General features: G+C 60.2%; 23 protein-coding genes. 13 read left to right on the top strand and 10 right to left on the bottom strand.

The genetic code is table 11. The features are described 5' to 3' along the window. Window positions 1–163: 163 nt before the first annotated feature. From dnaK to OOT55_RS10120, 5 genes are all read left to right on the top strand, one after another. The gene (dnaK, locus tag OOT55_RS10140) at window positions 164–2092 is read left to right on the top strand and encodes a molecular chaperone DnaK (protein ID WP_265365760.1); all 1929 of its coding nucleotides are present in this window, start codon (window positions 164–166) and stop codon (window positions 2090–2092) included. A gap of 95 nt (window positions 2093–2187) precedes the next feature. Beyond that, window positions 2188–3318: a molecular chaperone DnaJ gene (gene dnaJ / locus OOT55_RS10135; RefSeq protein ID WP_265365759.1), complete on the top strand. Its 1131-nt coding sequence runs from the start codon at window positions 2188–2190 to the stop codon at window positions 3316–3318. Window positions 3319–3699: 381 nt separating this feature from the next. Next, window positions 3700–4761 (top strand): sugar phosphate isomerase/epimerase family protein, encoded by a 1062-nt coding sequence (locus OOT55_RS10130; RefSeq protein ID WP_265365758.1) that lies wholly within the window; start codon window positions 3700–3702, stop codon window positions 4759–4761. Then, window positions 4761–5912 (top strand): Gfo/Idh/MocA family protein, encoded by a 1152-nt coding sequence (locus OOT55_RS10125; RefSeq protein ID WP_265365757.1) that lies wholly within the window; start codon window positions 4761–4763, stop codon window positions 5910–5912. Before OOT55_RS10130 ends, OOT55_RS10125 begins: the two co-directional genes overlap by 1 nt. 107 nt (window positions 5913–6019) lie before the next feature. Then, a complete protein-coding gene (locus OOT55_RS10120) occupies window positions 6020–7609 on the top strand; it encodes an MFS transporter (protein WP_265365756.1) in 1590 nt (529 codons plus the stop codon). A 129-nt stretch (window positions 7610–7738) separates the two neighbouring features. On the opposite strand, the gene dxs is transcribed toward OOT55_RS10120, so the two are convergent. The 3 genes from dxs to OOT55_RS10105 form a co-directional block, all read right to left on the bottom strand. After that, on the bottom strand, window positions 7739–9619 hold the full coding sequence (gene dxs / locus OOT55_RS10115) for a 1-deoxy-D-xylulose-5-phosphate synthase (protein ID WP_265365755.1): 1881 nt from the start codon (window positions 9617–9619) through the stop codon (window positions 7739–7741). 64 nt (window positions 9620–9683) lie between these two features. After that, window positions 9684–10574: a (2E,6E)-farnesyl diphosphate synthase gene (ispA, locus tag OOT55_RS10110; RefSeq protein WP_265365754.1), complete on the bottom strand. Its 891-nt coding sequence runs from the start codon at window positions 10572–10574 to the stop codon at window positions 9684–9686. Beyond that, the gene (locus OOT55_RS10105; protein WP_265365753.1) at window positions 10571–10822 is read right to left on the bottom strand and encodes an exodeoxyribonuclease VII small subunit; all 252 of its coding nucleotides are present in this window, start codon (window positions 10820–10822) and stop codon (window positions 10571–10573) included. The genes ispA and OOT55_RS10105 overlap by 4 nt, the downstream gene beginning before the upstream one ends. Window positions 10823–11005: 183 nt before the next feature. Here OOT55_RS10105 and pomA point away from each other — a divergent pair, with 183 nt between their 5' ends. The 3 genes from pomA (at window position 11006) to OOT55_RS10090 (ending at window position 13750) form a co-directional block, all read left to right on the top strand. Then, the gene (gene pomA / locus OOT55_RS10100) at window positions 11006–11773 is read left to right on the top strand and encodes a flagellar motor protein PomA (protein WP_265365752.1); all 768 of its coding nucleotides are present in this window, start codon (window positions 11006–11008) and stop codon (window positions 11771–11773) included. 14 nt (window positions 11774–11787) lie between these two features. After that, window positions 11788–12771, top strand: coding sequence for a MotB family protein (locus tag OOT55_RS10095; protein WP_265365751.1), 984 nt, complete (start codon window positions 11788–11790; stop codon window positions 12769–12771). Between the two features lie 406 nt (window positions 12772–13177). Continuing rightward, window positions 13178–13750 (top strand): HNH endonuclease, encoded by a 573-nt coding sequence (locus OOT55_RS10090; protein ID WP_123638163.1) that lies wholly within the window; start codon window positions 13178–13180, stop codon window positions 13748–13750. A gap of 25 nt (window positions 13751–13775) precedes the next feature. Here OOT55_RS10090 and OOT55_RS10085 read toward each other — a convergent pair whose 3' ends face one another. The 3 genes from OOT55_RS10085 to cysE form a co-directional block, all read right to left on the bottom strand. After that, window positions 13776–14150 carry a hypothetical protein gene (locus OOT55_RS10085; RefSeq protein WP_265365750.1) on the bottom strand — a complete coding sequence of 125 codons (375 nt, stop codon included), beginning with the start codon at window positions 14148–14150 and terminating at the stop codon, window positions 13776–13778. A 277-nt stretch (window positions 14151–14427) separates the two neighbouring features. After that, entirely contained in the window at window positions 14428–14949 is a 522-nt protein-coding gene (locus OOT55_RS10080) for a DUF411 domain-containing protein (protein ID WP_265365749.1), read from the bottom strand. A gap of 1 nt (window position 14950) precedes the next feature. Further along, the gene (gene cysE, locus OOT55_RS10075; protein ID WP_265365748.1) at window positions 14951–15751 is read right to left on the bottom strand and encodes a serine O-acetyltransferase; all 801 of its coding nucleotides are present in this window, start codon (window positions 15749–15751) and stop codon (window positions 14951–14953) included. Between the two features lie 112 nt (window positions 15752–15863). Here cysE and OOT55_RS10070 point away from each other — a divergent pair, with 112 nt between their 5' ends. Beyond that, window positions 15864–16757 carry a cation diffusion facilitator family transporter gene (locus tag OOT55_RS10070; RefSeq protein WP_265365747.1) on the top strand — a complete coding sequence of 298 codons (894 nt, stop codon included), beginning with the start codon at window positions 15864–15866 and terminating at the stop codon, window positions 16755–16757. A gap of 19 nt (window positions 16758–16776) precedes the next feature. Here OOT55_RS10070 and OOT55_RS10065 read toward each other — a convergent pair whose 3' ends face one another. Then, window positions 16777–17490, bottom strand: a complete 714-nt coding sequence (locus tag OOT55_RS10065; RefSeq protein WP_265365746.1) for a DUF599 domain-containing protein — start codon at window positions 17488–17490, stop codon at window positions 16777–16779. A 43-nt stretch (window positions 17491–17533) separates the two neighbouring features. Then, window positions 17534–18961 carry a phospholipase D-like domain-containing protein gene (locus OOT55_RS10060; protein WP_265365745.1) on the bottom strand — a complete coding sequence of 476 codons (1428 nt, stop codon included), beginning with the start codon at window positions 18959–18961 and terminating at the stop codon, window positions 17534–17536. A 122-nt stretch (window positions 18962–19083) separates the two neighbouring features. On the opposite strand from OOT55_RS10060, the gene OOT55_RS10055 reads away from it, so the two are divergent. The 3 genes from OOT55_RS10055 to hflC all read left to right on the top strand — a co-directional run bounded on the left by OOT55_RS10055 (window position 19084) and on the right by hflC (window position 21848). Next, on the top strand, window positions 19084–19803 hold the full coding sequence (locus tag OOT55_RS10055) for a glycerophosphodiester phosphodiesterase (protein WP_265365744.1): 720 nt from the start codon (window positions 19084–19086) through the stop codon (window positions 19801–19803). A 96-nt stretch (window positions 19804–19899) separates the two neighbouring features. Beyond that, window positions 19900–20910 (top strand): FtsH protease activity modulator HflK, encoded by a 1011-nt coding sequence (gene hflK / locus OOT55_RS10050; protein WP_265365743.1) that lies wholly within the window; start codon window positions 19900–19902, stop codon window positions 20908–20910. Then, on the top strand, window positions 20910–21848 hold the full coding sequence (hflC, locus tag OOT55_RS10045) for a protease modulator HflC (protein WP_265365742.1): 939 nt from the start codon (window positions 20910–20912) through the stop codon (window positions 21846–21848). Before hflK ends, hflC begins: the two co-directional genes overlap by 1 nt. A 67-nt stretch (window positions 21849–21915) precedes the next feature. On the opposite strand, the gene OOT55_RS10040 is transcribed toward hflC, so the two are convergent. Both OOT55_RS10040 and OOT55_RS10035 read right to left on the bottom strand, forming a co-directional pair. After that, the gene (locus OOT55_RS10040; RefSeq protein ID WP_265365741.1) at window positions 21916–22902 is read right to left on the bottom strand and encodes a serine/threonine protein kinase; all 987 of its coding nucleotides are present in this window, start codon (window positions 22900–22902) and stop codon (window positions 21916–21918) included. 157 nt (window positions 22903–23059) lie between these two features. After that, on the bottom strand, window positions 23060–23806 hold the full coding sequence (locus tag OOT55_RS10035) for a ComF family protein (RefSeq protein ID WP_265365740.1): 747 nt from the start codon (window positions 23804–23806) through the stop codon (window positions 23060–23062). Between the two features lie 186 nt (window positions 23807–23992). Here OOT55_RS10035 and bioB point away from each other — a divergent pair, with 186 nt between their 5' ends. Continuing rightward, window positions 23993–25054 (top strand): biotin synthase BioB, encoded by a 1062-nt coding sequence (gene bioB, locus OOT55_RS10030; protein ID WP_265365739.1) that lies wholly within the window; start codon window positions 23993–23995, stop codon window positions 25052–25054. The last annotated feature ends 3 nt before the right edge of the window (window positions 25055–25057 follow it).

Below are 25057 nucleotides of genomic sequence, written 5' to 3'. Positions count from 1 at the left end.
CGGCGTTAAATCGCCGGTTCAAGGGCCTTGAAAAGCATTGAACAGGGCCAATATAGGTAGTAACTGATTGCGAAAGCGGCCTCCGGGGTCGGAGCCGCAGACACACACAGAAGCGTGCACGTTGACGGCTCGCGTTTCGACAGAACATCTTTAGGAGATTTTCATGAGTAAGATCATCGGTATTGACCTGGGTACCACCAACTCCTGCGTATCCGTAATGGAAGGCGGCAAGCCCAAGGTAATCGAAAACGCCGAGGGTGATCGCACCACCCCATCCATCGTGGCCTTTACCAATGATGGTGAAATTCTCGTCGGCCAGAGCGCCAAGCGCCAGGCCGTGACCAACCCTCACAACACCCTCTATGCGGTCAAGCGTCTGATCGGTCGCAAGTTCAAAGACGACGTGGTCCAGAAAGACATCAAAATGGTGCCCTACAAAATCGTTGCGGCCGACAACGGTGATGCCTGGGTTGAAGTGAAAGGCGAGAAGAAAGCGCCGCCGCAGATTTCCGCCGAAGTACTGAAGAAAATGAAGAAAACGGCCGAGGACTACCTGGGTGAGAAAGTCACCGAGGCGGTGATTACGGTTCCGGCCTATTTCAACGACTCTCAGCGTCAGGCCACCAAGGATGCCGGTAAAATCGCCGGTCTGGATGTGAAGCGCATCATCAACGAGCCGACCGCGGCGGCACTGGCCTACGGTATGGATCAGCAAAAGGGTGATCGCACCATTGCGGTATACGACCTCGGTGGCGGTACCTTCGATATTTCCATCATTGAAATTGCCGACGTTGACGGCGAGCATCAGTTCGAAGTGCTGTCCACCAACGGTGACACTTTCCTCGGCGGTGAGGACTTCGACCTGCGCCTGATCGACTACCTGGCCGATGAGTTCAAAAAAGAGCAGGGCATTGACCTGCACAACGATCCGCTGGCGCTGCAGCGTCTGAAAGAGGCGGCCGAGAAAGCCAAGATTGAGCTGTCTTCCAGTCAGCAGACCGAAGTGAACCTGCCGTACATTACGGCGGACAACACCGGGCCCAAGCACCTGGTCGTCAAGCTCACCCGGGCAAAACTCGAATCCCTGGTGGAAGAGCTGGTGACCCGCTCCCTGGAGCCGGTGAAAACGGCCATCAAGGATGCCGGCGTTTCCGTCAGCGATATCAGCGACGTGATTCTGGTGGGTGGTCAAACCCGCATGCCGATGGTGCAAAAAGCGGTGGCCGACTTCTTTGGTAAGGACCCGCGCAAAGACGTGAATCCGGATGAAGCGGTTGCTGTCGGTGCTGCCATTCAGGGCGCTGTCCTGGCGGGTGATGTCAAAGATGTCCTTCTGCTTGACGTGACGCCCCTGACCCTGGGTATTGAAACCATGGGCGGTGTGGCTACACCACTGATCGAGAAAAACACCACAATTCCAACCAAGAAATCGCAGATTTTCTCGACGGCCGAAGACAATCAGACAGCCGTGACCATTCATGTGGTTCAGGGCGAGCGCAAACAGGCCTCGCAAAACAAATCGCTGGGACGCTTCGACCTCGCGGATATCCCGCCGGCCACACGGGGTGTGCCGCAAATTGAGGTGACCTTCGACCTGGATGCGAACGGCATCCTCAACGTGAGTGCCAAAGACAAGGCGACGGGTAAAGAGCAATCCATCGTGATCAAGGCATCCTCCGGTCTGTCCGATGAAGAGATCGAGAAGATGGTGAAGGACGCCGAGGCCAACGCCGAAGCCGACAAGAAGTTCGCCGAAACAGTGACCGCGCGTAACACCCTTGAGGGACTGATTCACGCGACTCGTAAAACGCTGAAAGATGCCGGCGACAAAGCGACCGACGAAGAGAAGTCGGCCATTGAGTCGGCGATCGCCGAGGCTGAAGAGGCCGTCAAGGGCGAAGACAAAGACGCGATGGAGGCGGCCACCAACAAGCTGACTGAAGCCTCCAGCTCTCTGGCGCAGAAGCTCTATGCCGAGCAGCAGGGCCAAGGCGGCGCGGAAGCCGGTGCGGACCAGCAGGAAGCGCCGAAAGACGATGACGGCGCAGTGGATGCCGAGTTCGAAGAAGTGAAGGACGACGAGAAGAAGTAATTTCGCTTCTCCGATCCTTAAAAAACGGTTGCAACAAATGCGGGCTTGCCCGCATTTGTTGTGTCTGTGGTAACTGACCAAAAAGCGACTGTAGCATGGCAAAACGCGACTATTACGAAGTGCTGGGCGTCTCCCGCGACGTGTCAGCCGCTGACTTGAAAAAAGCCTATCGTCGAGTGGCGATGAAACACCATCCGGACCGCAATCCGGGGGACAAAGAGGCGGAAAACAAGTTCAAGGAGGCGAGTGAAGCCTACGAAGTGCTGTCCGACGCCCAGAAGCGTTCTGCCTACGATCAGTTCGGTCATGCCGGTGTCGATCAGAGTGCGGGCATGGGTGGCGGTGCCGGAGCCGGAGGTTTTGGCAGCTTCAGCGATATTTTTGGTGATGTGTTTGGCGATATTTTTGGTGGGGGTGGCCGCGGTCGCGGCGGCCCCAGCCGAGGGGCGGACCTGCGCTATAACCTGGAGCTGAGCCTGGAAGATGCGGTGAAAGGCACCAGCGTCCAGATCAAGGTGCCTACCCTGGTGGCCTGCGATACCTGTGACGGTAGTGGGGCGAAAAAAGGCACTTCCGCCAAGACCTGTACCACCTGTGGCGGTATTGGTCAGGTGCGTATGCAGCAGGGTTTTTTCTCCGTGCAGCAGACCTGCCCGACGTGCCGGGGCAGGGGCAGTATTATTACTGACCCCTGCGGCAGCTGCCATGGCCAGGGCCGGGTCGAGCAGACCAAAACCCTGTCGGTCAAAGTGCCTGCCGGTGTGGATACGGGAGACCGCATTCGCCTGTCCGGCGAGGGTGAAGCCGGTGCCGAAGGCGGCCCCGCAGGTGACCTGTACGTCGAAGTGCACGTCAAGCCGCATGAGATATTCCAGCGCGACGGAGCGGATTTGTACTGCGAAGTCCCGGTGGACTTTGTGGACGCCGCGCTTGGTGGGGAACTGGAAGTGCCTACCCTGGACGGTCGGGTCAAGCTCAAGGTCCCCGCCGAGACCCAGACCGGTAAATTGTTCCGGCTGCGCGGCAAGGGCGTGACGCCCGTCCGCGGTGGTGCCCGTGGCGATCTGATGTGCCGGGTGGTGGTGGAAACCCCGGTGGATCTCACCGGCAAACAGAAAGAGCTGCTCCGGGAGTTTCAGGCCACCATGAAAGGCGGGAAAAACTCACCCCGGCAGAGCAGTTGGTTCGATGGCATGAAAAACTTCTTCGGGGACATGAAAATCTGATGCTGAGACCTGTGTCGGGTTAGCGCAGCTCGTAACCCGACACAGGTCACGGTCCTACCCCTCTCTCTGCTTGGCCTACCGAAACCCTTTATTCGGATTTTTACTATATAAAAAGCAATTTCCTGTTGAAAATCTCGCTCTTTAGTGGTCGAATCGACATTAACCCGTTTATTATCGTATCTTTACCGGCGCGGCTCGGGTTCCACGGTAGAGATATGGCGCCGGTGATGCCATAATCGCCCAACCGCATTTGCTGACAGCGCTGTCGTGAAGCGATGACGGCACGGCAATCTATTGTGGGTACTGGCTCGGTCCCGCTTCGCGAGAAGTGGTTTGCCGGTACCCGGTTGATAATCCACCAAACCTATGGGGGAGACAATAATGAAGACGATGAAAGGGCCCGCGCTATTCCTGGCCCAGTTCGCCGGCGATGAAGCGCCGTTCAATAGCCTTGAAAACGTATCCAAGTGGGCCGGTGGCCTGGGTTTCAAGGGTATCCAGATTCCGTCCTGGGACAAGCGCCTGTTTGACCTGGAAAAAGCGGCGGAGAGCCTCGACTACTGCCAGGAAGTGAAAGACACCCTGGCGCGCTACGGGCTGGAGCTTACCGACCTGTCGACCCACCTTCAGGGTCAGTTGGTGGCGGTACACCCGGTTTACGATGAAATGTTTGATGGCTTTGCGCCGCCGGAGCTGCACGGCAAGCCCGATGAGCGTCAGAAGTGGGCGGTCAATCAGTTGATGCTCGCGGCCAAAGCCAGTAAAAACCTGGGTCTGAAAACCCACGGTACCTTCTCCGGCGCCCTCCTGTGGCCCTTCATGTACCCCTGGCCCCAGCGTCCCGCCGGCCTGGTGGACACCGGCTTCAAAGAGCTGGCCAAGCGCTGGCTGCCGATTCTGGATGCCTTTGACGAGGCGGGTGTGGACCTGTGCTACGAAATTCACCCGGGTGAAGACCTGCACGATGGTGCCACCTTTGAGCGCTTCCTGAAGGAAGTGGACAACCACCCCCGCGCCAATATTCTGTACGACCCCAGTCACCTGGTCCTGCAAAACCTCGACTATATCGGCTTTCTCGAGCGCTATATCGATCGCATCAAGATGTTCCACGTCAAGGACGCCGAGTTCAATCCCAGTGCCAGACAAGGTGTTTACGGCGGTTACGAGGGCTGGGTGGAGCGCGCCGGTCGCTTCCGCTCGCTGGGCGATGGCCAGACCGACTTCAAGCGTATTTTCTCTATTCTTACTGCCAACGGTTTTGACGGCTGGGCCGTGATTGAGTGGGAGTGCGCCCTGAAACATCCCGAAGCGGGGGCGGAAGAAGGCGTGAAATTCGTCAATGACCATATCATCCGTGTAACGGAAAAGGCGTTTGACGATTTTGCGGGAGGAGACGCCGATGAAGACAGTAACCGCCGTATTCTGGGTTTGGGAGGTAAGTAATGGCTGATGCACGAGTTCGCCTGGGCATGGTGGGCGGTGGACGGGGCGCCTTTATTGGCGGCGTTCATCGGATAGCCGCGCGTATTGATGACCGCTACGAGCTGGTGGCCGGAGCCCTGTCCTCCAAGCCGGACGTGGCCAAAGCGTCGGCCGAGGACCTGCACATTGCGCCGGACCGCTCCTATGCCTCTTATGAGGAAATGTTTGCCGCCGAAGCCAAGCGCGATGACGGCATCGAGGCGGTGGCCATTGTCACGCCCAACCACATGCACTTCCCGGTGGCCAAGGCGGCCCTGGAAGCCGGCATCAACGTGATCTGTGACAAGCCGGTCACCCGGACTCTGGAGGAGGCTCTGGAGCTGGAGCAGATCTGTGCCAAGAGCGATGCCTTCTTTGCCCTGACGCACAACTACAGTGCTTACCCGCTGGTTCGCTACGCCCGGGAGATGGTCGAGCGGGGCGATCTGGGCCAGATTCGTCTGGTGCAGGTGGAGTATCCCCAGGAGTGGCTGACCCAGGCGCCGGAGGAAGACAACAAGCAGGCCGCCTGGCGCACCGACCCCAACCGTTCCGGTAAAGCCGGCTGCCTGGGGGATATCGGTACCCACGCATTCCAGTTGGCGACCTTCATCTCCCAACTTGAACTCGACTCGGTCAGCGCGGACCTGACGGCTTTCGTGCCGGGCCGGGCCGTGGATGACAATGTTCATGCCATGATGCGCTTCAAAGGCGGAGCCAAGGGGATGCTTTGGACGAGCCAGGTGGCACCGGGCTGTGAAAACGGCTTGAGAATCCGTATCTTTGGTGACAAGGCGGGGCTTGAGTGGGCCCAGGAGAAGCCCAATGAGCTCTGGCTGACGCCGCTGGCCGGGCATCACCAGCGTATCACCCGTCGGGATGATAATATCGACAGCGACATTGCCGCACGCGGCATTCGCATTCCGTTCGGACATCCGGAGGGTTACCTCGAAGCCTTCGCCACGCTATACACCGACGTGGCCGACGTCCTGGTGGCCAAACGTAAGGGTGAACAACACCCGATTGAATCCTGGATTCCCGGCATTGAAACCGGTGTTCTGGGCATGCGTTTTATTGAAGCGGTGCTGAATTCGTCCGAGGCCGATGGCCGCTGGACGCCGCTGGTTTCCTGAAGCGCTTTACAGTAGCAACCAAAGACGGGTGACGTCACCCGAAACGGTCACGCACCCGCTGGTATTCACTGGCGGGTGCGTTGATAACAATAATGAGGATGTGAGTTATGAGTACAACCACTGTCGATGCCAATGGCATCAATCGTAAGCGGTTATTTGCGGGGGCCTGCATCGCCTTGTTCCCCACCGCGTTTTCGTTCGCCCTGGTGGGCGGTATTCTCGGTCAACTGAAAACCGAGTTTATTCTGACCAACGCCGATATTGGTATGATTGGCGGCGCCGTGCTTTGGGGGATGGCGCTTTCGCTGATTTTCGTCGCACCGTTCCTGGAAAAAATCGGTCTTCGGGTCGCCGCAACGGGTGCCTTTTTCAGTCACCTGATTGGTGTGAGCCTCGTGTTGTCGGCCTATTTTGTCTCTGGTTCGCCGAGCGGTTACTGGGTTCTGTTTCTGGGTGCGATCGTCATGGGGATCGGCAATGGCCTGATTGAGGCAACCGGTAACCCGATGACGGCGGCGCTGTACCCTGAGCGCAAGACGGTCAAGCTCAACCACTTCCACGCCTTTTTTCCGGGCGGTATGGTCGTCGGTGCACTGCTGGGCTTCTTCATGTCCCAGATTGGTGATCTCGGAGCCATCGACCTGGGCCACTGGACCGTCCATATTGCGGTCATGTACATCCCGATTTTCATCTACGGCGCCATGCTGCTGCCGCTCAGGTTCCCCAAAACCGAAACGGCTGAAGCCGGTGTGCCGGTCAAAGAGGTGCTGCTGTATACCATCACTCACCCCATCGTGCTGCTGTTGATCGTCATCAAGATGATCACGCTGTCGCTGGAACTGGGTCCGATGCGCTGGATTCCCGATGTATTGGAGAACGCGGGCATGCACGGCATGCTGGTCTTTGCCTGGTTGACCGGTTTGATGGCGGTCCTGCGGTTGTTCGCCGGTCCGGTTGTCGAGCGTCTGGCGCCGACTGGCATGCTGTTCTGTGCCGCCATTCTGACCGGTACCGGTCTGATCCTGTTCTCAATCTTCGAAACCGGCATGATCAAGTTGCTGTTCGCCGCCACCGTCTTTGCCTTTGGTGTCGCCTTCTTCTTCCCCACCATGGTGGGCCTGATGAGCGAGCGTTTCCCCAAGGCCGGTTCGGTCGGTATCGTGCTGATGATTGGTGCGGGTATGGGCGTGTCCGGTACGCTGCAGGGGCAGATGGGGGCTGTGGCCGATCGCTATATGCCCGAGGCGCTGGATGAGCAGCGTACCGTTGCCATTCTCGAGGAGGTGGAAGAGACGTTCCCGCTGTACCTTGAGCGAGCGGAGCAGGCTTCGGGTGATCTGGATGCCCTGGCTGAACTCGGTTATCTGCCCGCCGATGTCGAAACCGTGATTGAGCGCAACCAGATCGCATTGTCCGATTATCGCGCGGAGGGTGAACTCAATGGGCCTCTGACGGGCAACGCCCTGCGTGCGTTGCTGGACTCCGGTATTCCGGCGGCTGCGGAGCTGCAGGCTGAAGCCGGCGCGGTACTGCGTCCGGCGGACAACTACGGTGGCCGTATGGCGTTCCGCTGGGTGGCGCCGATCGCCCTGATTGTGGCCGCCTTCTTCGCCGGCATGTTCATTTACGACCGCAAGCGCGGCGGGTATCGTGCCGTGAAGCTGGATCGGGGTGAACCGGGTACCAGCGGTGCCTGATCCGGACACGGATCAACCGGCTTGACGCTTGAAAGAATGGGGCCTGAAAGGGCCCCATTTCTTTTATGGGCTAACGTCGGTTCAATGCGTTGCTTAAAAAACCTTTCAGATAGCCGGCCAGCTCCGGGGTCATCTCCCCGAGTGCTTCGTGCGGTGGTTGCGGATGGCGTCCTCGATACCGTCAGCATCCAGCCCCTGACTGGCCAGTTGCCTTTTTTGGCTGTCGTGCTCGACGAACTCGTCGCGAAACCCAAGGGGCAGCCAGGGGGTCGGGATGCCCCGACTGGCCAGATACTCTCCCACGGCGCTACCGGCGCCACCGGCGATGGCGTTTTCCTCAACCGTGACGATCAGGGCATGACGCTCGGCCATGCGCTCGATCAGTGCGGTATCCAGGGGTTTGACAAAGCGCATGTCGCAGACGCTGGCGTCGATCCGCTCCGCCACGGTGAGGGCGGTGGCGAGTGAGGCACCAAAGTTCAGAATGACCACGTCGCGCCCCTGGCGCAGCTCCCGTCCCTGTCCGATGGGGAGCTCGTTCATCGCCTGCTCAATATCCGCTCCGGGGCCCGTGCCTCGCGGGTAGCGTACCGCCGCCGGTCCCTCATACTTCCAGGCGGTGTACAGTAGTTGGCGGCACTCGTTTTCGTCGCTGGGGGCGGCGATCACCATGTTGGGAATACAGCGCAGGTAGGTCAGGTCGAAGGATCCGCCGTGAGTGGGGCCGTCCTCACCGACCAGTCCGGCCCGATCAATGGCGAAGGTAACGTCCAGGTTCTGTAGCGCCACATCGTGAATCAGTTGGTCGTAGGCGCGCTGGAGGAACGTGGAGTAAATGGCTACGACTGGTTTCTGGCCTTCACAGGCGAGTCCGGCGGCCAGTGTGACGGCGTGCTGCTCGGCAATGGCCACATCGTAGAAGCGCTCCGGAAAGCGCTGGGCGAAATCCACCATGCCGGATCCCTCACACATTGCGGGCGTAATGCCGATCACCCGCTCATCCCGGGCCGCCATATCGCACAGCCAGTCGCCAAACACTTTCTGGTACTTGGGGCCGGCGGCTTTTCGAGGGGCGGGCTTGGGTTCGAGCTTGTTCAACGCATGGTAGCCCACGGGATCGTCCTCCGCGGGGCCAAAGCCCTTGCCCTTGCGCGTGATGATGTGCAGCAGCTTCGGTCCCTTCACTTCGCGCAGGTTCCTCAGGTAGCGCACCAGACTGCCCAGGTCGTGGCCATCGATGGGGCCGACGTAGTTGAATCCCATTTCCTCAAACAGGGTGCCCGGTGACATGAAACCCTTGAAGTGCTCTTCGGTGCGGCGGGCGAATTCCCAGGCGGAGGGAATTTTGGTGAGCACCTGTTTACTGCCCTCGCGCAGGGAATTGTAGAACTTGCTGCCCCACACTTTGGACAGGTAGGTGGCCAGCCCACCGACATTGGGGGAGATCGACATATTGTTGTCGTTCAGGATCACCAGCAGGTCGGTGTCCGTATGGGCAATATGGTTGAGTGCCTCGAACGCCATGCCAGCGGTCATGGCGCCATCGCCGATAATGGCGGCACACTTGCGCTCACTGCCGGTCATGGCACTGGCCAGAGCCATGCCCTGAGCGGCGCTCAGGGACGTGCTCGAGTGGCCGACCCCGAAGGTATCGTATTCACTCTCGGCCCGCTTGGGAAATCCGGACAAACCGCCCCCCTGGCGAATGGTGTCCATGCGCTCGCGGCGGCCGGTGAGTATTTTGTGGGGATAGGTCTGGTGGCCCACATCCCATACCAGACGATCATCCGGAGTGTGATAGACGTAGTGCAGGGCCACCGTCAGCTCCACAACACCCAGTCCGGCGCCAAAGTGTCCACCGCTTTGTCCCACGCTGTACAACAGGTAGGCACGCAGCTCCTCGGCCAGCGGTTCCAGGTCCCGCTCATTCAGAGCACGCAATTGCTCGGGGGAGTCAATCTGGTCGAGCAGGGGCGTTTCCGGGCGGTGTGTGGGAATTTCGTCAAACATGAGTCACATCGTTATTGGAAAGGGGCCATTGTAGGGGCCAGAGGCCCGTCTGCCTAGCGTGAAGTCAGTGTCCGCGCTCAATAATGTAGCGCGCGAGGCTGCGCAGCGCCGCCGCGCTCTCGTCGAAAGCGCTCAGGCTGTCCAGGGCCTGATTGAGCAGTTCCCGGGCCTTGTGTTGCGCACCTTCGAGCCCGAGCAGGGATACATAGGTAGGTTTGTCCCGCGCCGTGTCCGCCCCCTGGGGTTTACCCAGGGTGTCGGTGTCGGCAATAACATCCAGAATGTCGTCCTGTACCTGAAAGGCCAGGCCGATGGCCCCGGCGTAATCACCCAGTGCCGCCCGCTCGCGGTTCGAGGCGCCACAAGCCCGGGCTGCCATGGCAACACTGGCGCGAATGAGCGCGCCGGTTTTGTGTTGGTGCATGCGTTCGAGCTGGGCGATGTCCGGAGTCTGGTGAACGGCACCGAGGTCAATGGCCTGGCCGAGTACCATCCCCTGCGCGCCGGCGGCCTGAGCCAGGTCGGCAATCAGGGCGACACGCTGCTCGGCCGACAGGCGGTCGCAGCGGGCGAGAACCTCAAAAGCGAGTGCCTGCAGGGCGTCACCGGCAAGGATTGCGGTCGCTTCATCGAATGCGATATGACAGCTCGGTTGTCCGCGGCGCAGATCATCATCGTCCATGGCGGGCAAGTCGTCATGGATCAGGCTGTAGGCGTGTAAGCACTCCAGCGCGACCGCGACCGTATCCAGAGCCTCGTCGGGCTCATGTCGCAGTGCCGCGCCGGTGCCGTAGACCAACATGGGTCGGACCCGTTTGCCACCATTGGCCAGACTGTAGGCCATGGCGTCAGCCAACTGTGGGCGCTGGGCATCGGGTTGGGGAAGAAATCGCGTCAAGCCCCGGTTGAAGCGTTCACGCCAGGGGCCGGCGAAAGCGTCGAAGTCGGTGCTCATTCACCGTCGTCCTCGCCATCGGGCGTCATCGGTTGAACGCTGATCTGACCCTGCTGCTCCATCAGCACCTGAACCTGTTGCTCCGCCGCGCTCAGGCGCTCCTGGCAGTCGCGGGTCAACTGAATGCCACGCTCAAAGGCCTGCAGTGACTCTTCCAGGGAGAGCTCGCCTTGCTCCATTTGGTTCACCAGCGCTTCCAGTTCGCTCAGTGACTGTTCAAAGTCCACGGACTTCTTCTTCGTGGGCATGGGGCACCTGTTGTTTGGGCCAGGGTCGCGGTGAAGATTTTCCGGCATTGGCCGATAGACTCCTGGCGGGATGTCTGTAGTGATAAAGGGCGCAATTATAAACCGACTGCTGCTAAGATGCAGGTTTTACCGCAGATTCAACACGGCGCAGCCGCCGTTTCAGCTTAGTGTGAGGAGCCACCAGTGGATTTAGCAACCCTCGTAGGGATCATCGGCGCTATTGGTCTGATCATCGCCTCCATGGTGCTGTCCGGCGACCTGATCATTTTCGTCAATGCGCCATCCCTGCTGATTGTGGTCGGGGGCACCGTATTTGCCGTAATGGCCAAGTTCAGCCTTGGGCAGTTCTTCGGTGCCACGAAAGTGGCGGCCAAGAGTTTTGTGTATCGCAGCACGGACCCCGCCGAGTTGATTGAGGAAATCGTCGAGCTGGCTGACGCCGCACGCAAAGGCGGGTTGCTGTCGCTGGAGGGGAAAGAGGTCAGTAGCGACTTTCTGCAAAAAGGCATTCAGTTGCTGGTCGACGGCCATGACCCGGAAGTGGTCAAGGCGATGATGTCCAAGGATCGCTACCTGGCGGAAGATCGCCACATGAAAGGGGCGTCCATTTTCAGCGCACTCGGGGATGTTGCTCCGGCCATGGGAATGATCGGTACCCTGATCGGCCTGGTGGCGATGTTGTCGAACATGGAAGACCCCAAAGCGATTGGCCCGGCCATGGCCATTGCGCTGCTGACCACCCTGTATGGCTCCCTGCTCGCCAACGCGGTATTTCTGCCCATCGCCGATAAACTGAGGCTGCGTGCTGATGAGGAGGTGCTGGTGCAGAGCCTGATCATTGACGCGCTGCTGGCGATTCAGAGCGGCCAGAATCCGCGGGTAATCGACTCGATGCTGCGTACCTACCTGCCCGAGAGAAAGCGCGACGTCGCGGACACTGACGCAGCCTGAGGGGGGAACTGGAGATGGATGACGATACTCCCCGTAAAAAGCGGCAGGCGGCAGGCCTCCCCGCCTGGATGGCCACCTTTGCGGATCTGATGGCGTTGCTGCTGTGTTTTTTCGTGCTGCTGCTGTCGTTCTCCGAGATGGACGCCATGAAGTTCAAGCGTCTGGCGGGCTCCCTGGCGCAGGCTTTTGGGGTTCAGGCGGAGCTTCAGGTCAATGAGGTGCCCAAGGGCACCAGTGTCATCGCCCGGGAGTTCAGCCCGGGCAAGCCCGAGCCGACCCCGATCAATGAAATCTTTCAGAGCACGGATGACACTACCCAAATGAGTCTGGAGGTCTACTGCGCGGAAGAGTTTGATATTCAGCAGGGCGAGCCGGACTATGAAGACTCGGCGCGGGAGCAACTGAAACAGCGGCTGGAGGAGCTGATCCGGGAAACCGAGCAGGATGCCATGGCACTGGCGGCACGCCTGCAGCCCCAGATTACCTCCGGGCAAATTGAAATCGAAACCCGTGGGCGACAGATCATCATCCGCATCCGGGAGCAGGGCTCTTTCCGTTCCGGCTCGGCCGAGTTGGCGGAAGATTACTATGACGTGCTGGACGAAATTCAGGCCGTACTGATGCTTCAGCCGGGCAGGATCAAGGTCCAGGGGCACACGGACAACATTCCCATCAATTCCCCCCGCTTCCGTTCCAACTGGGAGCTGTCCTCCGCCAGGGCGGTATCGGTGGCGCACCAACTGATGCGCGGCGACTACATTGATCAGGATCGCTTCGAGGTGACCGGGTTTGCCGATACCCGGCCTTTGGCACCGAATGACACCCCGGAAAACCGGGCCAGAAACCGTCGGGTCGAGGTGGTGATCCGACAGGGACTGGAGCAGGCGCTGGATGAGCAGGAGCGGGAACTGCTGCAGGATCAGGGGGGAAACATCACCCGGGATATGGATATTGCCCCGGAGTACCTGTTTGACCTGGAGCCTGAAGAGATTTTCTGATCCGGCATTTTGTGAGATATCTCGCACAAACCTTTCCGACATTCGCCACTATTGATCGGGCGGGAGGTGGCGCATAATCTCTTTTAACGGATACAGGCAATGGACGCAAGGCATGGAACTGAAAGGACGCGCGCCACCAGGCCCGGGACGGGCCCCATCCTGTAAGTAGCTGGCAACCCCCGCGATAACCCCCTTATCGCGGGGGTTTCTTTTTATGGGCTGACTGGCCCGATGAGCGTTATCCGGCGCCAACAAAAAGTCTGGAAGTTTTGACACAATGGCGTCATAGTAAGGCTATACGGTATCGGTACGACGTCAATCGCCGGTACGCCTTGGACGCTGACGGCTCTTTCCGCCGCAGTCAGTCGGCCGCCCAGAGCGCACCGAGCGACCCCTGGAGGTGTCGATGGAAGCGCGTATTTTACGACTGAATATTGCCGGCCAGCCTATCGAGTGGCTGCACTGGAAAGACGCGGTCTGCCTGTATGCGCGCGATCTGGTGCAGTGGACTCTGGGGGGACATGTCCGGCGTGTGTACGGTGGTCACTCCCGCTTGACGGGATTGCGCACCCAGATTGACCTGCCGGCCATTATCGCCTGTGGCGGCAACCGTCTTGCCCGAATGCGCCTCGTTCCGCCACTGACCAATGCCGCCCTCTTCGCCCGGGATCATCATCAATGCCTTTACTGTGGGCGCTGGTTTACCGCCGAGCACCTCTCCCGCGATCACGTTCACCCGATCAGCCGCGGTGGCCGGGATCGATGGAATAACGTTGTCACCGCCTGCAAGCGCTGCAATCAGCACAAGGGGAACCACCTGCTCTCGGAAATCGGTATGGAGCTGCTCGCCCTGCCGTTCTGCCCCAACACCGCCGAGTACCTGGCGCTGATCAACAGCGACCGGATTCGCGGTGATCAGATGGAATTTCTACGTCCCCAGTTTTCCCGTCGCCGGGACTGGGCTGGCCTGGACTCCTGAAAGTGGGACGTTCAGAGCACGCGAGTCAGTCGATAATTTCCTGACCCCGGTACATTCGCTTGGTGCGCTCCCTGGGGGTGCTGGCATTGTCCTTTGGTGGCGCCTCCTCCAGCGTTACCTGTCCTCGATACACCTTGGTGACCTGGCGCGGTCGCGCGGCGGCTTCGGCCTCTTCGGCGTCCTGTTGAGCATCGCTCAGGGCGTGGTTCCAGGGATCTCCGGCCAGTTGTAGCAGTTCTTTGATGAGTGTTTGGCAGATGACGTCCTTACTGTGCCGATGATGGGTGACCAGCTCGTCCAACAGCTCCGGATTGGCGAGTTTGACGGAAGGTTTCAGATCGGCGGGCACGCGCCGGCGAATCTCAAACACCAGTTCAATCATGGGTTTGGTGTATTGCATTCCGGTCTCCGGTCATAGTGACGTGTGGGGCGATCGGGAATGCTGCAAAAAGCTGGCCATGGTGGGGTTTTTATGGCTTTGGTTTGGGTGCTTTTCGGAAAGTCCGGTCCGGTGCGGGGTAAACCATTCCAAGACCGTAGAGCGGGGGACCCGCGATCCGAGCCTACAGGGATGTATGTACGGCGTGTCTTGGAATGGTTTACCCCGCACCGGGCCGGGCGCGACGAACCACCTTGCATCATTATTCAGTGCGGCGCATTAAAATGGTGCAGGCAGTTCAATACTGCTGCTCGGGCGTTTCAATCCGGGCATAAATCTCGCTGCTGCCGTCGGTCTTCAGCAACAACACATCGTATGGGTCAAAACGCTCGCCCATCTCCATACCCGGGCTACCCACCGGCATGCGAGGCACGGCCAGGCCCAGTGCGTTTTCAGGCGGGTTATCCAGAAACTGGCGGACCAACTTGGCCGGCACGTGGCCTTCGAAGACGTAGCCCTCTTCAGACACACCTGTGTGACAGGAGCCATACTCGGGGGCGATGCCCAGCTCGGCCTTGATGGTCGCCATCCGGCTCGGATGCTCGATGGCCGCCTCGAAGCCCTCACCTTCCATGTGCGTAATCCAGTCTTCACAGCAGCCGCAGGTCGGGCTTTTATAGACGGTCAGGGCGGTTGCATTGGCGGTATTGTTTACCGCCGAAGCACTGTCGGAGGTGGCGCTGGACTCGGGTTGCGGGGACTCGCCGCAACCGGTCAGAGCGAACGTCAGGGTCAATACGCTGGCAAGAAGTTTGAGCATGTCAGTCATCCAGTCGGTGGTCCATGGTGCGTGACGGCTGTTGGCAGCGGCTGTCACCGATGATCTGGGCGGGAACCCCGGCAGCGATTTTGCGTGCCGGAACGGACTTGAGCACCACGCTGCCCGCACCGACCGTGGCGCACTCGCCGATCTCAATATTGCCGAGAATCTTGGCTCCGGCACCAATCAGCACGCCTTTGCGTACTTTGGGGTGGCGGTCGCCACTCTCCTTGCCGGTGCCACCGAGGGTGACCGACTGCATGATCGAAACGTTGTCCTCCACGACGGCGGTTTCACCGATGACGATGCCGGTGGCATGGTCGAACATGATGCCCAGGCCAATGCGGGCCGCCGGGTGGATGTCTACGGCGAAGACCACGGAAATGCGATTCTGCAGAAACAGTGCGAGAGACTCGCGTCCGTGCTGCCAGAGCCAGTGCGCCACACGGTAGGCCTGCAGGGCGTGGAAGCCCTTGAAGTAGAGAAAGGGCGTACTGGATGAGTCGCAGGCGGAGTCCCGCTCGTTGATGGCGAGCAGATCGGCCCGCACCGCCTCGCCAATCCCCGGGTCGTCCGCCAGCGCCCGTTCGATCACTTCACGCATCAGCATTGCGGGCATGGCCGGGCTGTCGAGTTTATTGGCCAGGTGGAAACTCAGCGCCGCTTCCAGGGTGTCGTGGTTGAGGATGGTGGTGTGCAGAAAACTGGCCAGCACCGGTTCGGATTCCGCCTGGGCGCGGGTCTGTCGGCGAATGTCTTCCCAAACGGGGTCGCGGCTGACGGGAGCAAGTTGCGCGGTCATGGGTCATCCTGTCAAATTTCAGGTGCAAGGCAGAGTATTGATGAGCCATTATTGGGCTTCACCGCAGAGATTTCCACCCCTGATACACTACACTGGAGCAAATTCGGACGGGATGAACGCGATGGTCAAGTGGCAGGCGCATCATATTTTGTGGCTTTCACTCGCGGCAGCGCTGGCGACCATGGGCCTGAAGGCCCTGGCCTGGCAGCTGACCGGCTCGGTGGGTTACCTGTCAGACGCCCTGGAGTCTGTGGTCAACCTGTTGGGGGCGGGGTTTGCGCTGACAATGTTTCAATACGCCCGCCGCCCGCCGGATGATGGCCATCCCTTCGGTCACGGGAAAGCCGAGTACTTTGCCGCGGCCTTTGAGGGCGGCATGATTTTTCTGGCGGCACTTGCCATCCTGGCGGCCGCCGGTGAGCGGCTGTTGAATCCCGAGATGCTCCAGGCTCTGAACCTGGGCACGGCATTGTCGGTGGGTGCTGCGCTGATCAATCTGGCGGTGGCCCGTCTGCTGCTGCGTTACGGGCGAACGCATCGCTCGCCCGCGCTTGAAGGGGACGGACGGCACCTGATGACCGATGTCTGGACGACCGTCGGTGTGGTGTTGGGCGTCGGGCTGGCCAAGTGGACCGGCCTGTTATGGCTCGACCCCCTGGTGGCGATCGCCGTGGCGCTGCATATTCTTCACGAAGGTGGGCAACTGCTGGTCAAGTCCGCCAATGGGCTGATGGATCGGGCCCTGAGCCCGAACACCCTGGCAAAACTGGAACACGCGCTGCAGGCACTGACACCGGAGGGCTGTGGTTTTCACCGGCTGCGCACCCGCGCCTCGGGCGCTCAGCAATTTGCTGAGGTGGATCTTCAGGTGCCCGGTGACTGGTCCGTGCGTCGGGCCCATGATCTGGCCGATGAGGCAGAGCATCGACTGGCCGAGCTTGGGGTGGTCGCGACGGTGCACATCGAGCCGGTCGGCAGCCACGGTACCGATGCCCGGCAGCTCTGAAGGTCGTTACCGGGTTGTATCAGGACTTCGATGAGGCCCGCACCTCGTTGGCCAGCGTCTGCAGGGGGCGAGAGTGGAACTCCCGCCGGTACAGAACCGCTACGGTCAGTGTTGCGGCCAGGATAAACAGCCAGGTGTTAAACAGCCAGGGCAGCACCGAAAGCGAGAAATAGTAGGCGCGCAGACCATAATTGTAACTGTGCCCCGCCTGATCAATGATTTTCGCACTGGTGGTGGCATAGCGGGCCCGCTCCTCCTCCGTGATGTCCGTGTCATTCGCCAGCGGGGCGGCGCCCAGAAGAATGGAGCTGAACCCGTATTGGCGCACTGCCCAGGTCAGGGTAAAAAATGCGTACACATAAATGGCCAGTAACAACAGAATCTTGAACTGCAATTGCCGGGACGTCATCTCCCGGTTAAAAAACGGCAGTGCGGTCAGGGTTTCGTGAACCTGTTCAATGGACGCCAGAACGGTAATCAGACCGGCGATCACAAAGATGGATGTCGAAGCGAGAAAGGTAGTCTGTCGTTCGAGTCCGGCAATCAGCGCCGTATCACCAATTCGGTTGTCCCGCCGAAGCATCGAGTGCATCCAGCGTTTGCGGTAGATCTGCAACACCGATGACAGGCTGTACGACACCCGGGCCCGGTGCCGGGCGAAACTGGCATAGCCAATCCATACGGCAAAAAACCAGGTGACGGCCAGCAGGTTCAGCCAGTTATGTGCGGTCATTGTCGGAACGGCTCCGGTGTGGTGTCTGAAGGCAGATCATACGTCAAAGATAACTGGAAAACAGCCAGAAAAAGGCATCGCGCAATCGCTGCCAGAACGGCCGTTGATCCAGCTCCGCCAGCGTGACCAATCGACTTCGCGATGAGGCCTCGTCGAGGTAGGCGTGCAATGGCCGGGTCAACTCCGCATCAAACCACTCCACACCCAACTCGAAATTCAGGCGCAGGCTCCGGGCGTCGAGGTTGGCAGAGCCGGTCATGGCGTAAGCGTCGTCCACCAGGATCAGTTTGCTGTGGGCGAAAGGCGCTGCTTTATAGCGGACTTCCATGTCCCACAGCAGCAGTTCCCACAGCATGTTCCGGGTCGCCCAGTCGACAAAGCGCAGATTGCTGCGCTCGGGCAGAATGACTTCCACTTTGACCCCGCGCAGCACAGCGGCCTGCAGCGCGGCGATCATTTCATGGTTGGGAAGGAAGTAGGGCACCATGATCCGGATGCGCTCCCGGGCCGCAGTGAACACACCGATCAGGGTCATCGACAGGTGGTTGAGGTTATCGTGGGGGCCATCGTCAATCAGACGGCAGACGCTGCGGCCAGCGGTCGGCGAGGCGAGTTCGGTCAGCGCCGGCAAGTGGCCGGTCACCAGCTCCCAGTCGTTGCAGAACAAGTGCGTCAGCTCTGCGACCAGCGGTCCGTTCACCCGAAAGTGCACATCCTCCGTCGGGTGGCGGTTGTCGGGATTGGCCACCATATGCCGGTCATCAATATTGATTCCGCCGAAAAAACCGACCTGTTGATCCACGACGGCAATTTTACGGTGATTACGCAGATTGATATCCAGAGACGGTGGAATCAGTGACGGCGGGGTGAAAAGGGCGACCCTGATCCCGGCCCGGCGCAATGCCCGGATCGCGGTGCGCCAGGAGTAACAGGTGCCGATGCCATCGGCCAGCACATACACGGTGACACCTCGCTCCTTGGCCCGGGTCAGGGCATTGACGACATTGTGGGCCTCGCCACGGTGCCCGAACAGATAGGTGGACAGCAGGATCCAGTGGCGAGCGTCGTCTATCGCCTGAAGGAGCTCAGGGAAAAATGCTTCACCATTGATCAGGATCCTTGCCTGATTGCCCGGGAGTAATGGCTGGCCGGTGGCCCGGCTGCCCACTCGCGCCAGGTCCGGGTTGGGCAGTGTGTCGATCAGTGGATCGGGATGCAGCAACAGGGGTGGGCTGGTGCGGTCGTAGCCAAAGAACATCACCGGCAGGTGGTGTCCGGCAAATACCTGGGCCTTGGTGCGCAACCGGTTGATTCCGAACAGAAAGTACAGCAGTGGCCCGGCGACGGGGAACAGCAGGATGACCCCGATCCAGCCCAGCGCCGCGCGATGGTCCCGTTTGTAAATCAGGGCGTGCACGGCCGCGATGGGCATCACGACCAGATGGAAAAGCGCAATAATCCAATAGAGCATAGGCGGTCCGTTGGGCGTCCGGGGGTATACTGTCCTGTGCCTATGCTACCGCATTGGGCAAAGAATAAAATGACACGCTTTTGCGTCAATGGCTCGCTTGGAACAACAGGAGGAAACGATTGATGTCCGCCCCCCTCTGGATCAGTCACCGCGGCCTGTGTGAGCGGGCCACGGAAAACACCGCAGACGCCTTCCGGGCCGCGCTGGATGCCGGATTTTCTCACCTGGAAACCGATCTGCGCAGCACCGCAGACGGGCACCTGGTGCTAGCCCACGACGAGGATCTGACCCGGATTGCGGGGCTGGATCTGAAAGTCACGGAGGCCACCCGGGCGGAACTGGAACAGGTCCGGCTCAAAGGCGGTGAGCCGCTACTGTTCTTTGATGAGTGGCTGGAGGAGTTCGGACAGCACCGCTGGATTCTGGATATCAAACCCGAACATGGCGAGCGGACCCTCGCGTTATTACTGAAGCACTGGCAGGGGGAAGGCAAGGCCCTGTTGAGCGGGCGGGCCCGTTTCCTGTTCTGGGATCCCCGGCAGCAGAAGCTGCTGCTGGATCAACAGCCCGAGATCGAGTGCATGGTACCCATGCCAGCCTGCCGGCGAGCGGGGTTGGCCTGTGTCGCGGGGTTGCCGCCGTTGGCGGGTATTCGGCCCGGTGCCACCTACTCTCTACCGGCCAGACTGGCGGGGGTTCGCCTGTTGCGCCCTGCCATGGTGGACCGCTATCAGCGTCGGCAGGGACGGGTGCTGGCATTTCTCCCGGAAAGTGGGCGGGAAGTCGATTGGGCTCTGGAGTCTGGCGTCGACGAGATACTGACCAACTATCGACCCGGGTGAGGGTTCCGTCCGCTCGGGGCGGGACACTGATCTCCGGTTCTGTTAAGGTTCCGCCCCGGCGTACTTACTGTCGCCGAGTCATGAAAGGAGCATGCGATGAATAATTCACACAGGAACCTGAAGGACGATTTTGCCGAGTTGACCCGGCATTTTCCCCGTCTGCCGGGTATCGGGATGGGGTTGCTGATTCCCGTCGCCATTCTTGTCCTCTGGGGCGGCTTTACCAGTTTCTATACCGTTCAGCCAGAGCAGCAGGCCGTGGTCAAGCGCTTTGGCGCCGTGGTGGCGATCACCGATCCCGGGTTGCACTTCAAACTCCCTTTCGGTATCGACAAGGTACAGCGCGTCGCCTCGGCGCGGGTGCTCAAGCAGGAGTTCGGTTTTCGTACCGTCGGCCAGCGTGGCAATGAAGCCAGTCGCTATTCCAACCAGGATTTCACCGGCGAGTCCGCGATGCTGACCGGCGACCTCAATGTCATCAATGTTGAGTGGGTGGTGCAGTACCGCATTCAGGACCCGATCAAGTATCTGTACCAGCAGCGCGAACCGGACACCACGCTGCGGGATATTTCCGAATCGGTCATGCGTCGGGTAGTCGGTAACCGTCTGGGCTCGGAAGTGCTGACCGTGGGCCGGGTGGAAATTGCCCAGTTGGCGCGCGAAGAGATACAGCAGGTCATGGACCGCTATGACTCCGGCCTGCATATTATTACCGTCGAGCTTCAGGATGTGGTCCCACCCCAGGCGGTGCGCCCGGCGTTCAACGAAGTGAACGAGGCCCGACAGGAGCGTGAGCGGATGATCAACGAAGCCACCAAGCGCGCCAACCAGCAGATTCCCCGCGCCGAGGGTGAAGCCCTGCGGCTGATCGCCGAGGCTGAGGGCTACGCCACCGAGCGGGTCAACCGCGCCTATGGGGAAACCGCCCGGTTTAGGGCCATGTTGGAAGAGTACCAGAACGTTCCGGAGGTCACCCGCTCGCGACTGTATCTGGAAGCCATGGGAACGTTGCTGCCCAAGGTGGGCCAGGTACTGATGGTCCAGGACGATCAGGTCGGCCCTCTGCCCCTGATGAATATTCGTGACGCGCGCCAGGAGGCCAAATAATGAAAGGTGGAATTTTCGGAGTTATTGTCGTTGCGGTTGTCCTCACCGTTTTTTCCTCCGCGTTTGTGGTGGATGAAGCGGAACAGGCGATTATTGTTCAGTTTGGTGATCCCCAGGGCGATGTGATCAGCGAGCCCGGCCTGCACTGGAAGCTGCCCTTTATTCAGGAAGTGCGCCGGTTCGATCGACGTCTGTTGATCTGGGACGGCGACGTCACCCAGATTCCGACCCTCGGGCGGGAGTTCATCCAGGTGGACACCACCGCTCGCTGGCGCATCATCGACCCGCTGGAGTTTCTGCGCAGCGTGCGTGATGAGCGCGGCGGGCGTAATCGTCTGGATGACATTGTGGATTCGGTGGTACGGGACATTGTTTCGGGCACCGAACTCGAAGAGATCGTCCGTTCCGGTGACTGGAATGTGGATGTGGATGATCTCGATGAAGTCGAGCAGGATCGGGATGATGTGGCCCTGACCAAACGCCCGAAATTGGGGCGGGAAAAACTCGAGGCGGAAATTCTCAAAAGCGCCGCCAAGATGACCCCGAGCCTGGGGATCGAGCTGATTGATGTGCGCATCAAGCGGCTGAACTACATCGATTCGGTGCGTCGTCAGGTGGAAAATCGCATGATTTCCGAGCGTCAGGCCATTGCCGAGCGTTTCCGTGCCGAAGGGCAGGGGCGCAGCCTGGAAATTACCGGTGAAATGGAGCGTGAGCTGCGCCGGATCAATTCCGAAGCGGCGCGAACCGCGGAGGAAATTCGCGGTGATGCCGATGCGGAAGCGATCAGGATTTACGGTGAAGCCTTCGGTGCGGATCCGGAGTTCTACGCGTTCCTGCGCACCCTGGAGACCTATTCCGCGTTGGGTGATAACACCACCCTGATGATTCGTGCGGACTCGGACTTCTTCCGCTATCTGGAGAGCAAGGAGCGCTGATCGCGCTCCGGGGTTTCAGTGGTGAGAACGACACCGGACGGACTGTTGTCCAGTCCGGGCCGGTCGATCAAAACAGTGCCAACGGCGGCTCATCCAGAGCCGCCAGCTGCTCCCGCAGCTCCAGGATATGCTCACCCCAATAGCGCTCGGTATTGAACCAGGGGAAACTTTTGGGAAACGCCGGGTCCTGCCAGCGACGCGCCAGCCAGGCGCTGTAGTTCATGATGCGCAGACTGCGCAGCGCCTCAATCAGGTTCAGCTCCGCAAAACTGAAATCACAGAATTCCTGATAACCTTCCAGGATCTCCGAGATCTGTGCGGTCTGCTGTTCCCGTTCTCCCGACAGAAGCATCCACAAATCCTGTACCGCCGGGCCGTTGCGGGCATCATCGAAGTCCACAAAATGCGGGGCGTCATCCCGCCACAGGATGTTGCCCGGGTGGCAGTCGCCGTGCAGGCGGATGGGGGTGTAGTCGGCGTCGGCGAAAATGCGCTCGAGCCGACGGATCAGATCCGCACCCAGGCTTTCATAAGAGGGGCGCAGGCTATCGGGAATGAATGATTCGGACAGCAGGAATTCGTAGCTGTCCACGGCAAAACTCTGGACGTCCAGCGTCGGGCGGTGAACAAACGGGCGCGCTTGACCCAGCGCATGAATACGTCCGAGCACCCGGCCCAGCGTCAGCAGTTGATCAAAGTCATCCAGATTCGGTGCATGGCCGCCCTGGCGGGGGTACAGGGCGAAACGAAAGCCCTGGTATTGGCGCAGGGTGTGGCCCTCGGCATCGGGCAAAGGGGGGACCACGGAGACTTCCAGGTCCAGCAGGTCCCGGGTGAAATCGTGCTCCTCCTGAATCTGGGCATCGCTCCAGCGCTCGGGGCGGTAGAACTTGGCGATCAGCGGCGGGCCCTCTTCCATGCCCACTTGATACACCCGGTTTTCATAGCTGTTGAGCGCCAGAATACGCATGTCGCTCAGATAGCCGCTACTCTCCACCGCATCCAGGACCAGATCCGGCGAGAGCGCTTCATAGGGGTGTGCGGTTGTGCTCATAGTGCCCTCCCAAACCGCCATTGTACCGGTTATGGGAGGGCGGTTGGGAGGTTAGATCGTCCTCTTTAGACTGGTGTCCTGGTCCATTTCCAGAATGTACAGGCTGCCAAACTGGAGCCGTTTACAACGAGTGGCGCTATAGGGTGCCCTGGTTGGGTCAATGGGGCTCCGGGGTTCTCGCCAGTGCCCAGACTTCCACCGAGGCGGCCCCCGCCTCCCGGACAAGCCGGCTCAGCGCCCGCACGGTGCTGGTGGTGGTCACCACATCATCAACCAGTGCCACTCGACGCCCCGCCAGGTGCCGTTCAGCCCGGGGGCGAACCGAGAAGGCGTGGCGCAGGTTGTGAATACGGGCGGTCCGGGTAAGCCCCTGTTGGGTGCGGGTTTGCTGTGCTCGTCGCACCACCCGGCTGAGTACGGGAAGCGCCAGAGCCCGGCCCAGGTCAGCGGCCAGCAGTTCGGTCTGGTTAAAGCCGCGTTTGAGCCGGCGGGTCCAGTGCATCGGAACCGGGATCAGTAGCTCCGGCCACTCCACCGCGTCCAGTTCCTCGCGCTCGGCCCTGAGCAGCTCAGCCAACAGTCCGCTCAATGCCTTGCCGGGTGCCAATTTGCGCTGGTACTTGAAGGCGTGGATCAGGTTGTCCAGGGGATAATCGTAGGTTCCCAGGACCCGGCAGTGCTCGAATGCCGGAGGTGTCTGCAGACAGTACCCGCAGTAGCGACTGTCGGCGGGCAGCGGCAGGGCGCAGGTGGCGCAGCGGTGGTCGTGGCGGGTGAGGTAGGGGAGGTCGAATTCACAGCCCGCGCACAACAGGCGGGCTCCGGGTGCCGCGCACAACAGGCAGGGTTGAGGCAGTCGGGGGCGCGGCAGGGTGGCAAGTCGCGTTCTGATTCCATTCCACATGAGAGATCGTCCTTTGGGTGGGTGACTCAGGGGCAAAATCATGACGTCTCCGGGCCCCGGCGTCCAGCCAACAGGTCACGTTCCGGGCCGTCCGCTGTAAACCGGAACGCCGCTTTTCGGTTGACAGCGCTCTGTGGCCCGCTACTATAGAGGGCTTTTGGACACCAAACACACCGGGATCGAACCATGAACGCCACCGCACAACCGCCGATTCGCCACGACTGGACCCGGGACGAGATTCTCGCCCTGTTTGACCTGCCGTTCAGCGACCTCATGTTCCAGGCACAGACCGTGCACCGCGCCCATTTCGATCCCAACGAGGTGCAGGTCAGCACCCTGTGCTCGATCAAAACCGGCGCTTGCCCGGAAGATTGCAAATACTGCCCTCAGAGCGCCCGCTATGACACCGGTCTGGAGCGCGAGCGTCTGATGGCGGTAGAGAAAGTGCTGGAAGAGGCCCGGGCCGCGAAGGCCAGTGGCGCGACCCGTTTTTGCATGGGGGCCGCCTGGCGCAGCCCCAAGAATCGGGATCTGAACTACGTCACTGACATGGTCAAAGGTGTAAAGTCCCTGGGGCTGGAAACCTGTATGACCCTGGGTATGCTCGACGAAGGCCAGGCCAGAACCCTGGCCGAGGCGGGCCTCGATTACTACAACCACAATCTCGATACGTCTCCTGAATATTATGGCGAGGTAATCACCACCCGTACCTACCAGGATCGCCTGGAAACCCTGGACAATGTCCGCAAGGCCGGGATGAAAGTCTGCTGCGGCGGTATTGTCGGGATGGGTGAAGAAAAGACCGACCGCGCGGGTCTGTTGCAGCAATTGGCCACCATGCCGGACCATCCGGAGTCGGTGCCCATCAACATGCTGGTGAAGGTGGCCGGTACGCCCTTTGCGGAAGAGGAAGACCTGGACCCCTTCGAGTTTATCCGCACCATCGCGGTGGCCCGGATTCTGATGCCGCAGTCTCACGTTCGTCTGTCCGCCGGACGCGAGGAGATGAACGACCAGATGCAGGCCATGGCCTTCCTGGCCGGCGCCAACTCGATTTTCTATGGCGAAAAACTGCTCACGACCGCCAACCCGGAAGCCAATAAGGACATGCAGTTGTTCAAGCGTCTGGGGATTCAGCCCGAGCAGCGCGAAGTGCATATCGACGAAGCCGAGCAGGATGAGGTCGAGCTGGCGGGGGCGCTGGAAGAGGCGCGCAATGATCGATTCTTTTACAACGCCGCCAAGTAAGCC

The organism is Marinimicrobium sp. C6131, assembly GCF_026153455.1.
In the GTDB taxonomy this organism is placed as follows: domain Bacteria; phylum Pseudomonadota; class Gammaproteobacteria; order Pseudomonadales; family Cellvibrionaceae; genus Marinimicrobium.
Note: the sequence above shows the minus strand (reverse complement) of the source record. Positions and strands in the feature narration are given on the sequence as shown.

Coding starts and splice junctions, on each gene's coding strand:
- dnaK (WP_265365760.1), top strand. CDS start 164: ATGAGTAAGATCATCGGTATTGACCTGGGTACCACCAACTCCTGCGTA.
- dnaJ (WP_265365759.1), top strand. CDS start 2,188: ATGGCAAAACGCGACTATTACGAAGTGCTGGGCGTCTCCCGCGACGTG.
- OOT55_RS10130 (WP_265365758.1), top strand. CDS start 3,700: ATGAAGACGATGAAAGGGCCCGCGCTATTCCTGGCCCAGTTCGCCGGC.
- OOT55_RS10125 (WP_265365757.1), top strand. CDS start 4,761: ATGGCTGATGCACGAGTTCGCCTGGGCATGGTGGGCGGTGGACGGGGC.
- OOT55_RS10120 (WP_265365756.1), top strand. CDS start 6,020: ATGAGTACAACCACTGTCGATGCCAATGGCATCAATCGTAAGCGGTTA.
- dxs (WP_265365755.1), bottom strand. CDS start 9,619: ATGTTTGACGAAATTCCCACACACCGCCCGGAAACGCCCCTGCTCGAC.
- ispA (WP_265365754.1), bottom strand. CDS start 10,574: ATGAGCACCGACTTCGACGCTTTCGCCGGCCCCTGGCGTGAACGCTTC.
- OOT55_RS10105 (WP_265365753.1), bottom strand. CDS start 10,822: ATGCCCACGAAGAAGAAGTCCGTGGACTTTGAACAGTCACTGAGCGAA.
- OOT55_RS10095 (WP_265365751.1), top strand. CDS start 11,788: ATGGATGACGATACTCCCCGTAAAAAGCGGCAGGCGGCAGGCCTCCCC.
- OOT55_RS10090 (WP_123638163.1), top strand. CDS start 13,178: ATGGAAGCGCGTATTTTACGACTGAATATTGCCGGCCAGCCTATCGAG.
- OOT55_RS10085 (WP_265365750.1), bottom strand. CDS start 14,150: ATGCAATACACCAAACCCATGATTGAACTGGTGTTTGAGATTCGCCGG.
- OOT55_RS10080 (WP_265365749.1), bottom strand. CDS start 14,949: ATGCTCAAACTTCTTGCCAGCGTATTGACCCTGACGTTCGCTCTGACC.
- cysE (WP_265365748.1), bottom strand. CDS start 15,751: ATGACCGCGCAACTTGCTCCCGTCAGCCGCGACCCCGTTTGGGAAGAC.
- OOT55_RS10070 (WP_265365747.1), top strand. CDS start 15,864: ATGAACGCGATGGTCAAGTGGCAGGCGCATCATATTTTGTGGCTTTCA.
- OOT55_RS10065 (WP_265365746.1), bottom strand. CDS start 17,490: ATGACCGCACATAACTGGCTGAACCTGCTGGCCGTCACCTGGTTTTTT.
- OOT55_RS10060 (WP_265365745.1), bottom strand. CDS start 18,961: ATGCTCTATTGGATTATTGCGCTTTTCCATCTGGTCGTGATGCCCATC.
- OOT55_RS10055 (WP_265365744.1), top strand. CDS start 19,084: ATGTCCGCCCCCCTCTGGATCAGTCACCGCGGCCTGTGTGAGCGGGCC.
- hflK (WP_265365743.1), top strand. CDS start 19,900: ATGAATAATTCACACAGGAACCTGAAGGACGATTTTGCCGAGTTGACC.
- hflC (WP_265365742.1), top strand. CDS start 20,910: ATGAAAGGTGGAATTTTCGGAGTTATTGTCGTTGCGGTTGTCCTCACC.
- OOT55_RS10040 (WP_265365741.1), bottom strand. CDS start 22,902: ATGAGCACAACCGCACACCCCTATGAAGCGCTCTCGCCGGATCTGGTC.
- OOT55_RS10035 (WP_265365740.1), bottom strand. CDS start 23,806: ATGTGGAATGGAATCAGAACGCGACTTGCCACCCTGCCGCGCCCCCGA.
- bioB (WP_265365739.1), top strand. CDS start 23,993: ATGAACGCCACCGCACAACCGCCGATTCGCCACGACTGGACCCGGGAC.